Here is a 12,390-nt window from a genome sequence, read left to right as displayed (position 1 = left end):
CCTTTTTATCCTTTAAACTTAGACGGATTTTCAACAAAACTATCAATAACATAACCACAATTTGTACAGATTCTATGAAATATGGCAGAGCCAAAAGCAAACAGCTTATTTAAAGGAATCACCGCCGCATCACCAGCTTGCTTGCCTTTTCCAATCTCATAACTTCCACATCTGGGACACTGGTCTTTTGAGCTTTTCATCTTTTCACCTCGCTTTTGTATCAAGTCTTCATTTTATCTGCTGTTCTAGCTTAACTCTATAAGCAGTTGACGACTCTTCATCGACTAATTTTGTAGCATTTTCAGCAGCATAAAAACGCAATATTATCAGAGTATCCCTCTTTATAAATCCAATAAAGTCTCATAATTAGTCACCTCATTTTTTTGATAGATATGCTTATACTCAGCAATATAACCTGTGCTATTGCATTTCGTACATGTCATAAATGAGATTCCTCCTAATAAAATATTGAATTAGTTCATTACTTGAATTCAAAGACCTATTGTCGATAAGTAGATTTTACACAATTTTACCATATTGGAAATTTTGGATACTGTGACTATTTAATCAAATAGAGTAAAACAAATAATCAAATCAAAAAGGCACTATCCGAAGACAATGCCCTTTGGTTTGATTATTGGATTACCTATAACTTTTTATGCTCATTTATGCAATGAGGATTTCATTTTCTATACACCTGGCAGCATAGGTTGCCAGCTTGGTTCCTTTATCAACCTGATAACTCTCGATGGCTTTGATCAAACCAATGGTACCATTTTTCTAAATGTTCATGTCATTAAGACAATACAGATGGTTTATCCGTGTATTTATAAAACACCTTTTCTTTTTGCTTCGGTCATCCATTGTGGAAATTCATCTAACAGCTTGTCGTACAATTCACTATCGCTAATACTCTCAATATCTGAGATGCTGAAGAAGTTAGCGTTATCAATTAAGCGACCTTTAAGTGTATCAAGCTTTTTTAGAACACCAAAGTCAGAATTGCCGATACCTACGAACTGCCAGAACAAAGGTTGATTTGATGATTCAATGATGATATCGTCAATAGGATCATCTCCACCTTTTTTAACTCCACCATCATTAATAAAAACAACAAAACTAGGTATCTTGCTTGGTTCTTCTTGTAGGTATTTTTTAAGCACATCTCTCATGACTAATGGTTCGTCATTGCGTCCAAACTTTTCTACTGTACTATTGTTAAGAATCTCTCGTTCTACGTAATTAGTAAAATCTTTAGCAGTTACAGAAGGAAGTCTCGTAAAACGATGATCGTAAACCCATACATCTAGTTCCCCATTATCATCAAACGCTTCTGCTACTGATAAAATTCGCTCAACTACTTTCTGAACTACTCCATTTTTGTAAAGAGAGCGCATCGAGCCAGTGATATCTAAAACAAGACCAACTTTAGCAACAACATTTTGCAATTTCTTTTTTTCTAATACTACCTGTACTTCTTTTTTTATAGATATCATATTACACTTCCTCTTTAAGGAATATTTACACTAGTGTATTGGGCAATTTTTACAACATTAAGATATGTGAGGGAAACGCTGATTAGACTTTGCTTCAATCCTCAATAAACTTCTGAAACTCTTCTTCACTCATTACTGCAGCTCTCAATTACAAATAAGACAATTTACCCAATTTTACCATGAATGTAATTTTAATACTGTGACTATTTAATCAATTTTGTTTGGAATGAACCCCTTTTATAATCAAAAAAGCAACTCATTCTTTTTAGATGAGTTGCTTTTTTGATTAGATAAAGCTTGTTTGTACTATTTGAATATAGAGAAAATAGGCTTGGTCCCCATTATCATCATATTTTTTACTCTACTATTTTCACGCAGTGCATTTACAAAATTCACCAAAAGTTAGTATAATTCAACATGTTACCAAAATTAAGGAGGATTTACAGTGAACAAAATACTAAGCGCTGTACTCACACTCGCACTAATATTCGTTCCTATTGTCTCAGCAGATGCACATTCAGGCAGAACTGACTCCAGTGGTGGACACAATTGTTCTGACAAGTCAAAAGCAAAAGGATTATGTACAGGATATCACTATCACAATGGTGGGCACTCTAGCGGTTCCGTTTCTGCTCCTGTATCCGCTCCTGTATCCAAGCCAAAGCCGACCACACCTGCAGCGCCTGTAGTTCAAAAGAAAACAATTGTAGCAGTTGAGAAGGCTAATGTATTTGCTTCTCCATATGATTCAACGCCATCAACTACTTTGTGGTATGGATATGAGATAAACGACCTTGGAAGTATTTACGATGGATTTGTTTCCATTGATAAAGGATATGTATCAAGAAGTTTGCTTACACAGTACATTGTTATCAAGCCAAAAACAGTTAAAGTACAAGCAGATAAAGGTTATTTATTGTCAATTCCTGTTAACACAGCTTCAGCTAGAGGATTTGCTGCAAAGAATTCCGTGGTTTATGTAGTTGGGGAGAATAACGGCTTTTATTATGGATCTACAAAAGATGCAAGCGGAAAAGTGTTAGTTGGTTTTATTTCTAAAACTGTGGCGTATTGATTGAAGACAATACAAAGGACCTCTAAATAGAGGTCCTTTGTTACGTCCTATTTGCTCTTCCTAAAGTAATTCAAGCTGATCATCAAATACATTCCCAACGTAACCACTGTACCCCAAATCGGTGTGGTAAAGAGCACTCCGATAAAGATCGAAACAATCGAAATAATGGCTGCCCACGTGGTATACGGATACCATTTAACGTAATATCCAGTCAATTCCTTCTGATTCTTTCGGCTATTCAAATGAGCCAAACAAATAAAGAACCAAATAATAAGGATCGTATAGCCTAACGAAGCCATGAGGTACTCAAATGTTTTGTTCCCTGCGAAGAATGAGATCAGTACACCGATATAGATGAAAAATGTGCTCGCCAAAATTGCATTCACCGGTACATGTCTTTTGGATAGCGTTGAGAATCCACGCCAAGCTCTTCCATCAACAGCTTGTGTATAGAGCATACGTGAAGCAGCATACATACCTGTATTCATCGCAGATAGCACTGCAGTCAACATAACCGCATTCATGAAATGGCCCACGAACGGAATGCCCATCATCTCAAAAACGGTTACGAACGGACTTTCTTTCGCCCCATCAACCTCATTCCACGGGATCAAGCTGACGATCACCAGGAACGGAAGCACATAAAAGGATAGAATACGCACAAAGGTGCCACGAACCGCCTTGGGAATGACCTTCTCGGGATTACGGACTTCCGCCAATGTCACCCCAATCATTTCGGTTCCACCATAGGAAAAGATGACAACCAGCATTGCTGAGACTATTCCGAAAATTCCATTTGGCAAAAAACCGCCATGGGCTGTCAAGTTCGAAAATCCGACTGCTGGATGACCTCCCATCGGAACAAGCAACACAGCTAAACCAAACAAGATGAACATTACGATGACCGCAATCTTGATCGAAGCAAACCAATACTCTGTTTCTGCAAAGACTTTTACTGAAAAAAGATTTAGCAATGTAATAAATATTGAGACAATTAAGGCTAAAACCCAAATCGGCTGATCTGGCAACCAATATTGCAGGAAGGATGCGGCCGCAACGGCTTCCGCCGCCATCGCACATACCCAAAAGGTCCAATAGGTCCATCCGATAAAATAACCAGCATAGCCGCCCAAAATCGGTTCAAGCAAATCGCGAAATGTTCTGGCTTTGTGATTTTGAACCGCCATTTCTGCCAACCCTTGCATGACAAAAAACATAATAATGCCACCCAGTATAAACGCAAGTACAACACCAGGCCCGGCCATGTTGATAGCGGAACTACTCCCTTTAAAGATACCTGCTCCGATTGCACCACCCAGCGCAATCATCATGATGTGGCGTTCCTTCATTGATCTTTGTAAATCCTGTTGATTACTCTCCATGTCTTCTCCTTCTGACTTATTCTCTCTGTATATATGTTTTTTTCAACTTTTCTGTTATATCTTAAATTGAAGAATAAATCAAATCTATTATTTAACTAATACTATAAAACTATTAAATAAATTTTATTTTTTTAGAAAAAAGTCATGAAAATGACAAATATAATCCTTTCCGATAACAATAGAAATACCCTCCCCGGGCATTCCGAAAAGGGTATCCATCTATACCTCATCATTCTCTTTTGATTCTATCACTACACACCCATCAGCAAGACTTCTTCCCCTTCCTTGATCCCGCTCTTGATTTCGATAAATTCGGCCCCTTCTACGCCAATCTCCACTTGTTTGGGTGTTGGTTCTCCGCTTTTCGGATCTTTGACCATAACTGTACCCTTGCCGTCTTCTAACACTTCAACAGCATTGACGGGGAGGCGCACGACATTCTCTACCTTGTTCACGTTGATGTCGCAGTCACCGGTCATGCCATGCTTGATCTTGCCTCCGTCCTGAATTGCAATCTTTACTTCAAAGCGAACGGTCTTATCTTGTGTCGTGCCTTCTTGTGGTATTTTGATTACTTTGCCAGTAAATACTTGATTGCCAAAAGCGGTAACATAGACGTCTACTGTCTGGTTTTCCTGTATGTAAGGAATATCTACCTCATCCACGGACGCTTTCATAAATACCTCAGACATATTCAGGATCACCATGGCTGGCTTACTCCCATCAATGTTGTTGCCTTCCTTGACATTAACCTTGGTCACTACGCCACTTACAGACGCTGTAACCTGTTTCTTGCTGATATCACGACGCTTTTGCATCAGTTCCAGACGTGCTTGCTTCAGAGAGATTTCTTTTTCTTTCAAATCCATCTCGTTTGATTCCGTATCCATTTCAATTACGAGCTGACCTGCTTTGATCTCATCTTCTTTGTCAATCAACACTTTCGCCACTTTGCCTTCAGTCGTTGCGATGAGGTCGATCTCTTCTGGAGCCTCAAATTTTGTGGCTAAATGACTCATCACTACTTCTCCAGAGGGACTACGGTATTCCACCTGACCAGGATCTCCAACGACTATTCCTGGCACCTTTTTCACCAATACGGTTACGTCAAAAAGAATCCCATTTTTCTCTACGTTCTGACCAACGGAATCAAGCTCAATTACCTCTCCCTCCACAAAAGTAAGGGAGTTCCGTAAGAAAACACGCACTTTTTGCCCTTTTTTGAAGTTATTTGCCTGAGTACCGAAGAACCTCCCGTTGATTTTCAAATGATTCACGTCAATTATTTTTGCGAGTACGGTATTGGGTGTTACTTCGTCTCCCACTTTCACCATGACTTCTTTAACCTTGCCTTGCTTATCCGATTTGATTTCCGGCAACCGCTTGGCTAGCTTCCTGATTTCCTGTTCTGTTTTGGCCAAGGAAATCTCCAGCTTCTGATACTGTAGCTCTGCATCTTCACTGTCGAACGTGAAGAGTACATCACCTTTCTGAACCGATTGGCCTTCTTTCACGAGCAGCTTTTCTACTTTGGCGGACAGTTCCGGTTTTACTTCCTCGTACTCTTTCGCCTCCACAGTACCTGTAGCGTAGATTGTTTTTTTCACTTCGCCTTTATCTGCCATAGCTGTAGGCATCTCTACTTTTTGCTCTGGTACTTGCTCTTCTGCAACAGACTTTGATTCCCAATATTTCCATCCAAAAAATCCCCCAACCAAAACAAGTACAATACTCCCCATAATGATCCACTTTTTCTTGCTCATGTGAACCCTCTCATTCTTCTCACGATATTTTTATTTGATTACATCTCTTCGTCTCTTCTTTATTCCGAACGGATGGCTTGCATTGGACTCAAGCGGGATGCCCGGTATGCGGGGAAAATTCCGGCAAGAATGCCAATGACAAACGAAAAACCAATCGCAAACAGTGCGAGCCATAATGGAATGGTCGCCAATTGAGCGGCAGCCTCTTCGCCTCCCATACTGGCACCGAACAAATTGAAATCTGGATTTTGTTTGGCAAGATAATTGAGTCCATAAACGGCTCCATAAGCCAACCCTAATCCAGTAATTCCTCCGATCAGACCGATAAAGCCAGACTCGATCAGAAAGAGCCAGCGAATGTTGTAAACAGTAGCTCCAATTACCTTCATAATACCGATCTCTTTGGTTCGCTCGAGAATGGACATGATCATCGTGTTTACGATACCGATGGTCGCAACCAGCAATGAAATAGCAGCGATTCCACCCAGAATCATCTGGATGACGAAGAACATTTTGTTGATTTCCTTCAGTGCGCTTGCTGGCGAGTAGATTTCATAGCCCTTCCGTTGGGCTTGCTCCACAACCGCTTCCACATTCTCTCGCTTATCTACCTTGATGAAGATACTTTCAAACTCTTTGTCGTCCGCATTACGCCCCTTTTTTTTGCGTTGTGGTTCACCAGAAAAATCACTGTTTCGCTTATCCTGAGTCTCCATCCACTTTTGCAATTCATCTACCATGGCAAGTGGAACATAGGCAGCTGCCCCTCTTCCTATTCCGTTGTTCTCTTCTTTTTTCAGTTGACCGACAACGCGGACACGGATCTCTTTTTTCTCAAATTTACGATTCCCGTCCTCGTCTTCAAAATCGCGGGTCAAAGTGATTGTCCCGGTTTTTCCCACAGCGTCAAACGGTGCAGAAACCCCTTCATTTTCGCCGCCGAATGGAACACCTCCACCCGTACGTCCAGCACGCTCGCTTGCCCGACGCTTTCGTTCTTCCCGTTTTTCTTTCTCAATATCTCGCATTTCACGGGTAACTTCATAAGAAACGACGATCTCGTTTGCCGCGCCTTTGAGGTACTCCCCTTTTTCAACATCGTCACTTTTCATGAAAGATGATTCCTTGACATCCACGCCGATCAATTGAACATGGCCTTCTCGTCTGCCAATTTTCAGTTTGGTTGACTCGTGCAACGAACGGATCGGCATCACTGCCTTGACCCCGTCGATCTTCTTTAATTCATGGACCGCATCCCAGTTCATGACTTTTATTTCATCTGGTGGAATCTCTTTGTCTTCTTTCTCATTCCAAAACATAGGAGCAACTTCCATTTCCGTCAAACTGCCCCAGCTTTCCAGACCCTTGACGGCATTCTCTTTCAATCCCAAACTAAGCGAAATCATGGCAACGATTGCTGCAGTCCCGATCATGACACCAATCGAGGTGAGAACCGTGCGAAGCTTCATCCGCCACAGGTTCCGCCAGACAATTCGAAAAGAATCAATTATTTTCATGTTTTCCACACCTTCTCATGCGATTAAGCAAGCATGCTTTCTCCCTGCATCACTCGTCCGTCCTTCAAAAAAATCACACGATCTGAATTTTGTGCCACTCCCTGATCGTGTGTAACGATAACGAACGTCGTTTTATGTTCACGGTTCATCTGCCGCAACAGGATAAGAATTTCTTCTTCTGTTGCACTGTCCAGATTTCCAGTCGGTTCATCGGCAAGGACAATACTCGGCTTGGCTACCAAGGCCCGAGCAATACTCACCCGCTGCTGCTGGCCCCCAGAGAGCTCATTTGGACGGTGCTTGACCCGCTCATCCAAACCAACCATTGCTAACATCTCCGTCGCCCGTTTGATTCGCTCACGTCTACCAACTCCGAGAAAAGTCAGCGGCAGCTCCACATTTTCCAACGCAGTCAGGTTGGGCAGGAGATTAAATGACTGAAACACGAAGCCCATGCAACGCCTGCGAAACAGGCATAGCTGGTTTTCATTGTATTTGGAGATTTCTTCTCCATTAATAAAAATTCGCCCTTCCTCAGGTCTGGTCAAACCTGCCATCAGGCTCAACAAGGTTGATTTGCCTGAACCTGAAGTACCGCAAAGTGCGACAAATTCTCCATTGTTGATGTGCAAACCAATATCGTATAGCACTGGAACTCTCATTTTTCCCGCTCCATAGCTGTGATTTACTCTCTCTACCGTGAGTTCTCCCGGTTGATTACTCATCCCCACGACACCTCATTACTCTCTTCTCATTTTTTTCCACTTATATATGACGATTAACTAGTAATACCGTTACATCTTTTTGGAATAAATTATCTTTTTTAACTAATCCTTAATAGATTGAAAAGACCCCAAGTGTTGGCGCACCTGAGGTCTTAGATACTAATTTCGATTTGCTTCCTGTGTATATTTGCTTTGATTGCTTTGATTACTTGGCTTCCTTGTTTTCCCAACCATGATGATTATCCCGGTTATTCCGACGAAGAGAAGAACGGATAGCCAGCCATACTGTGCCACAATTGCACCAATTTGCTCAATATATTGACCAAACGTTCTCCCAATCAAAAACAATATTAGTGTCCAAACAAACCCGGTTGTATAGGAATAGAGGGCATAGCGGGCGAATGACATTTTATTAATGCCGACCAGGTAAGGGACAACATGACGTACCACCGGAAAGAAGTAGCTAATGATCAACGATCGGCTTCCATATCGCTGTATTAACGCATTCCCTTTCTCCACATAGTTACTCATTTTCTTTTTCCGCATGATCGTTTGCAAGGCTGGCGCTCCAATGGTTCTCCCGATCACATATCCGATCGAAAGCCCGGTTACTACTCCCGCATAACACAACAAAAAAGAGGGGAGTGGTTCCAATATTCCTAACGTAGTGACAAACCCTCCACTCATCACTACGACTTCATCTGGAATGGGCATTCCCACAATTCCAAGCCAAAGTAAGAAGAATAGGGCCGCATATCCGTATTGCTCAATGCCCGAAAGTACAAATGCCATATCCATGAATACTTCATCCCCCCACTAGCTTATTTTCTTGCATGTATAGATAAAGGCTGGTGGAAGATTGAATGGGACAAACTCGATGGTCACTTCTTGAAAATGTTTCTCCAGCATCTTCTTCATCTGAAGCGAATATTGAAAAGCAATAAAAAGCCCGCCAGGTTTTAACGTACGAAGGCTAGCTTGCAAGATCCTCTCTCCCTCCGCTGGTGAGAAATTCGCAAACGGCAAGCCTGATATAATGCAATCGACTTGTTTGCAATTTCGTTCTTGGGTAAACTCTGCCAAATCTTCGGCCTCCGTACCGAAATGAAACGAAGGATATTGCCGTTTCAAAGCACTGCGCATTTCATCGTCTTTCTCAATGATTACTGCTGTTGTTGCTGTTTTTTTATGAAGACTGATATATTCTGTAAACACTCCTGTGCCAGCACCTAATTCAACAATGAGATCAATTTCATTCCAGTCAACGTTTTCAAACATTTTTTTGGTCAAAAAGGTTGAACTGGGTGTCACACTGCCAATTTGACCTGGTGATTGAAGAAACTTGGTCAAAAAGGTATAACGGCTATTTGCTGCACTTAACAAGTTACTGCACCCCCAAAAGCTGGATAAGAAAAAGATAAATTCATTGCCTTCATTATCGTGGAATAATGGCGATCCAAAAACGAGCGTGCGCCGGATTATGCACTTGACTGTTGGCGGAGGATCCATCAGACCCAAGACGGATATATTGCCGCTAGTTCCTTCCGGCAGTAAATGAAAAAGAGCCTACCAATAAGGTAGACTCTTTTGAGTAGACTCTATTTATTTCCGTTGTATATTGCGTTTGGCAAACTGCTTTAATTCCCACAACAATTCTGATTCGATCGATTTATCTACATCAAATTGAACTCCGTAAGCAAAGTCCTTGCCACTTGGTTTCTTCCACACAATGTCACCAATCAGGTTTAACTGCTTGTCAATTAGTACAAATGAAAGCAAAATGCGAATTTTTGCTTTATCACTTGGAAGGTCTTGTTTGCATTCAAACTTGGCACCATGAAGGCTTATATCGTGAAGGAAGACGTGCTCTTCCATTTGAATATCATTCACGCCGTTTATTTCAACAATTGTGGACTTCGCATCTAATGGATTATTGAACACCATGCGGAACATCTCTTTGCGTTTATATTCCACAAATACTCCCTCCATCCATGTAACGGTCCACCTCTGATCGAACTAAACGTGTCTGGCAGCATGATTTAATGCTTCTGCAGATGAAGAAACCTTGATCGTCGCTGAACCAATTTCTTCGATGACAAAGACTAATTGTCCGATCTGTTCTTCGACATTCTGAATATCTGCAATACTGCTTCCCATAGACTTTACAATCTGATCAAAAGCTTCCTTCGTTGCTTTCGATTCAACCTGCCCTGTCTCAACCAAAGTCTGAACCTCTTTAATCGATTCTACTACTTCTTCTGAGAATTTGCTAGATTGAGCGATAAGCTCAGTAATCTGTTTGATGGAATGTTTGGTTTGCTCCGAAAGCTTGCGAACTTCACCGGCAACAACCGAGAAGCCACGGCCATGTTCACCTGCACGGGCCGCCTCGATTGCTGAGTTCAAAGCAAGGAGGTTTGTTTGCTCGGCAATATCCTGAACTAATCCGATGACATGGCGAATTTGATTGGAGGATTCATTTAGCTTGATGACAGTCTCTTCCATCTGCTGGGTGCTTGTGAAAATCTCTTCGATCCGCTTCTCCAAATAATTCAGGCGATCTTGTCCTTTGTAGGCGAGTTCCTGACTATCTTTTGATTTTAATGCACTTTGGCGAAATTGATGATTTACCTCGTTGCTATTCGCCACAAGCTGTTCAACCGAAGCACTTGTCTGTTCTGTTAGCGCTGCCAATTCTTCGCTTAAGGAAAGAACCTTGCTCTTTAATTCTTCTTTTACCTTTTCATATTGCATTTCTTGTTGGCGCATATTTTCCTTTTCGTACGCTTCCAACACAAGCTGTTGCTCGAAATTGAGGATTTTGGTAACAACCTTGGTAATCCGGATCATTTCTTCGCTATCTGTAATATTCTGATGAACAATATCTACTAATGTATTCTGCAAATTCTGAAATGCACCCATATACCACTTGGGAGCAAGCCCGATGTGTACATGTCGTTCGGCTACACGAATACGGCGTTGGAGGAACTCCTTGTCGATACGCCCGTTAAACATCTCAATGACATGATTTTGCAGAGTAACTTTCAGTTTATCAATGGTACTGTGTCGCTGAATAATTTGCTTCAAGAGTTCTACTTCCAATACCGATTGGTAAAAGCTTGATACGATTGCGTCCACATTTGTACGAATCAACGATTGAATGGATTTAGCAATTTGAATTTCCTCTTCAGTAAGCTGGATCATTTTCATTTGCAAATGTGTTTCGCTTCCTGGGGCTATGTTTACGGTTACTTTTTCGCTTTTCGCCTTATCAATCCATCTCTTTTGCGACTCTTGTTTCGAACCGAATGCTCTGGAGAAAAAATTCATAGTCGCGTCCCTCTCTTTGGTCGGTTGCACTACTAGCTCCAAATCATCCAAGTGCCCATATAGAGATGATTCTTCAAAGCTCCCATTTGATAAAAATATTTGTAAGAATGGCATTTTTCAACATTGTTATATTGGTAATATTTAATATATATACATTCTTAGCAATTTACAAGTAATTTCTACAAATTTCGACTCTTTTTTATGCATTTTTTGTATATATTTCCATTAAAAATGCCGACTCAATGGCCGGCTTGGTCAATACCTTAATACTCATCAATTCGAATCGTAGCATTGTACCCATTTCGCAAGGCTGCGATGGCTTCATCAACCGAAGCTGTTAGTGGGAAGAGCAGGTTCAGCTTGGAGATCATGAACAGCTCACGGATGATTTCGTCCTGGATAACGATGGCAATCTTTTGGATTCCAACTAACTTGGCGAAGTTAATTAATACCCCGAAACCGGTGCTGTCAATAAATTGCAACTCTGTCAAATCAATTATGAATCCATCTGCTTGACCAATAAATTCTTTCAGCTTGTTTTTGACCGAGTTGGTACTTCCGAATAACAGTTTTCCTTTTATACTGATTTTTTGATAACCGTTACCATTTTGAACCTGTATCTCCACAGGAGTGGAATTGTTGGACAAGTTATTCATTTTTGCGTCACCCGCTTTCTCAAACCCATAATAAACCGACCATCTTCCGCATGGTCATGCCAGACATCATCAACTAAATGACGCATGAACAAAATTCCTCTACCGTCCTCTTCCCAAATCAGGTCCTCCATACATCGCTCTTCCAGTTTTTTTTGTACTTCAAGCGGCAATCCGCCTGCAGAATCGATGATTTTGATTTCTATCTCTTCTTGTTTCACATCTATTTTCAATGATATATTTTGCTCTCTATACGCCTCGCCGTGACAACGTTTCATTGCTTCCACTGAATTAATGATTGCCTCATGAGCAGCAAGAACGAGCCTTTTGGTCTCTACTTGATTTACCCTCATGACTGTCCATTCACAAATTTGATCAAGAAACTCTACCATCTCTACTGTCGCAGGACACTCTATTTGAACATGTATCACGAGCTACCTCCCCCAAAA

13 protein-coding genes, 1 pseudogene and 1 riboswitch are annotated in these 12,390 nt (G+C 41.2%); of the genes and pseudogenes, 1 reads left to right on the top strand and 13 read right to left on the bottom strand.

Features of this window, described 5'->3' with window-relative positions; translation table 11 throughout:
• Positions 1-5: 5 nt before the first annotated feature.
• From ACPW7N_RS15570 to ACPW7N_RS15560, 3 genes and pseudogenes are all read right to left on the bottom strand, one after another.
• Positions 6-200, bottom strand: a complete 195-nt coding sequence (locus ACPW7N_RS15570) for a transcription initiation factor TFIIIB (RefSeq protein ID WP_425652022.1) — start codon at positions 198-200, stop codon at positions 6-8.
• A 472-nt stretch (positions 201-672) separates the two neighbouring features.
• A pseudogene (locus tag ACPW7N_RS15565) lies at positions 673-774 on the bottom strand (sigma factor); the annotation flags it as partial.
• A 53-nt stretch (positions 775-827) separates the two neighbouring features.
• Positions 828-1,496, bottom strand: a complete 669-nt coding sequence (locus tag ACPW7N_RS15560; RefSeq protein WP_425652021.1) for a vWA domain-containing protein — start codon at positions 1,494-1,496, stop codon at positions 828-830.
• A 445-nt stretch (positions 1,497-1,941) separates the two neighbouring features.
• On the opposite strand from ACPW7N_RS15560, the gene ACPW7N_RS15555 reads away from it, so the two are divergent.
• The gene (locus tag ACPW7N_RS15555) at positions 1,942-2,571 is read left to right on the top strand and encodes a YHYH domain-containing protein (protein WP_425652020.1); all 630 of its coding nucleotides are present in this window, start codon (positions 1,942-1,944) and stop codon (positions 2,569-2,571) included.
• Positions 2,572-2,618: 47 nt separating this feature from the next.
• Here the strand turns inward: ACPW7N_RS15555 and ACPW7N_RS15550 are convergent, their stop codons facing one another.
• The 10 genes from ACPW7N_RS15550 to ACPW7N_RS15505 all read right to left on the bottom strand — a co-directional run bounded on the left by ACPW7N_RS15550 (position 2,619) and on the right by ACPW7N_RS15505 (position 12,372).
• A complete protein-coding gene (locus ACPW7N_RS15550) occupies positions 2,619-3,953 on the bottom strand; it encodes an amino acid permease (RefSeq protein WP_425652019.1) in 1,335 nt (444 codons plus the stop codon).
• A gap of 251 nt (positions 3,954-4,204) precedes the next feature.
• Positions 4,205-5,716, bottom strand: coding sequence for an efflux RND transporter periplasmic adaptor subunit (locus ACPW7N_RS15545; protein WP_425652018.1), 1,512 nt, complete (start codon positions 5,714-5,716; stop codon positions 4,205-4,207).
• A gap of 59 nt (positions 5,717-5,775) precedes the next feature.
• On the bottom strand, positions 5,776-7,233 hold the full coding sequence (locus tag ACPW7N_RS15540; RefSeq protein ID WP_425652017.1) for an ABC transporter permease: 1,458 nt from the start codon (positions 7,231-7,233) through the stop codon (positions 5,776-5,778).
• A 23-nt stretch (positions 7,234-7,256) separates the two neighbouring features.
• A complete protein-coding gene (locus ACPW7N_RS15535; protein ID WP_425652016.1) occupies positions 7,257-7,958 on the bottom strand; it encodes an ABC transporter ATP-binding protein in 702 nt (233 codons plus the stop codon).
• Between the two features lie 159 nt (positions 7,959-8,117).
• On the bottom strand, positions 8,118-8,756 hold the full coding sequence (locus ACPW7N_RS15530) for a DedA family protein (RefSeq protein ID WP_425652015.1): 639 nt from the start codon (positions 8,754-8,756) through the stop codon (positions 8,118-8,120).
• 18 nt (positions 8,757-8,774) lie between these two features.
• Positions 8,775-9,341, bottom strand: coding sequence for a class I SAM-dependent methyltransferase (locus tag ACPW7N_RS15525; RefSeq protein ID WP_425652014.1), 567 nt, complete (start codon positions 9,339-9,341; stop codon positions 8,775-8,777).
• Positions 9,342-9,560: 219 nt separating this feature from the next.
• A complete protein-coding gene (locus ACPW7N_RS15520; protein WP_425652013.1) occupies positions 9,561-9,932 on the bottom strand; it encodes a PilZ domain-containing protein in 372 nt (123 codons plus the stop codon).
• A 42-nt stretch (positions 9,933-9,974) separates the two neighbouring features.
• Complete coding sequence (locus tag ACPW7N_RS15515; protein WP_425652012.1) at positions 9,975-11,288, bottom strand: protoglobin domain-containing protein; 1,314 nt, start codon at positions 11,286-11,288, stop codon at positions 9,975-9,977.
• Between the two features lie 10 nt (positions 11,289-11,298).
• A riboswitch (cyclic di-GMP riboswitch) is annotated at positions 11,299-11,381 on the bottom strand.
• A gap of 170 nt (positions 11,382-11,551) precedes the next feature.
• Positions 11,552-11,944: an STAS domain-containing protein gene (locus ACPW7N_RS15510; protein ID WP_425652011.1), complete on the bottom strand. Its 393-nt coding sequence runs from the start codon at positions 11,942-11,944 to the stop codon at positions 11,552-11,554.
• On the bottom strand, positions 11,941-12,372 hold the full coding sequence (locus ACPW7N_RS15505; RefSeq protein ID WP_425652010.1) for an ATP-binding protein: 432 nt from the start codon (positions 12,370-12,372) through the stop codon (positions 11,941-11,943). The genes ACPW7N_RS15510 and ACPW7N_RS15505 overlap by 4 nt, the downstream gene beginning before the upstream one ends.
• Positions 12,373-12,390: the final 18 nt, after the last annotated feature.

It is taken from the genome of Brevibacillus nigriterrae (assembly GCF_049846925.1).
Taxonomy (GTDB): Bacteria; Bacillota; Bacilli; order Brevibacillales; family Brevibacillaceae; genus Brevibacillus_H.
This window is presented reverse-complemented; position numbering and strand designations above follow the sequence as displayed.

Bases quoted from the DNA above. Each gene is read 5' to 3' on its own strand.
- ACPW7N_RS15510 (WP_425652011.1), bottom strand. From the start codon at position 11,944: ATGAATAACTTGTCCAACAATTCCACTCCTGTGGAGATACAGGTTCAA.
- ACPW7N_RS15570 (WP_425652022.1), bottom strand. From the start codon at position 200: ATGAAAAGCTCAAAAGACCAGTGTCCCAGATGTGGAAGTTATGAGATT.
- ACPW7N_RS15560 (WP_425652021.1), bottom strand. From the start codon at position 1,496: ATGATATCTATAAAAAAAGAAGTACAGGTAGTATTAGAAAAAAAGAAA.
- ACPW7N_RS15530 (WP_425652015.1), bottom strand. From the start codon at position 8,756: ATGGATATGGCATTTGTACTTTCGGGCATTGAGCAATACGGATATGCG.
- ACPW7N_RS15550 (WP_425652019.1), bottom strand. From the start codon at position 3,953: ATGGAGAGTAATCAACAGGATTTACAAAGATCAATGAAGGAACGCCAC.
- ACPW7N_RS15515 (WP_425652012.1), bottom strand. From the start codon at position 11,288: ATGAATTTTTTCTCCAGAGCATTCGGTTCGAAACAAGAGTCGCAAAAG.
- ACPW7N_RS15535 (WP_425652016.1), bottom strand. From the start codon at position 7,958: ATGAGTAATCAACCGGGAGAACTCACGGTAGAGAGAGTAAATCACAGC.
- ACPW7N_RS15545 (WP_425652018.1), bottom strand. From the start codon at position 5,716: ATGAGCAAGAAAAAGTGGATCATTATGGGGAGTATTGTACTTGTTTTG.
- ACPW7N_RS15540 (WP_425652017.1), bottom strand. From the start codon at position 7,233: ATGAAAATAATTGATTCTTTTCGAATTGTCTGGCGGAACCTGTGGCGG.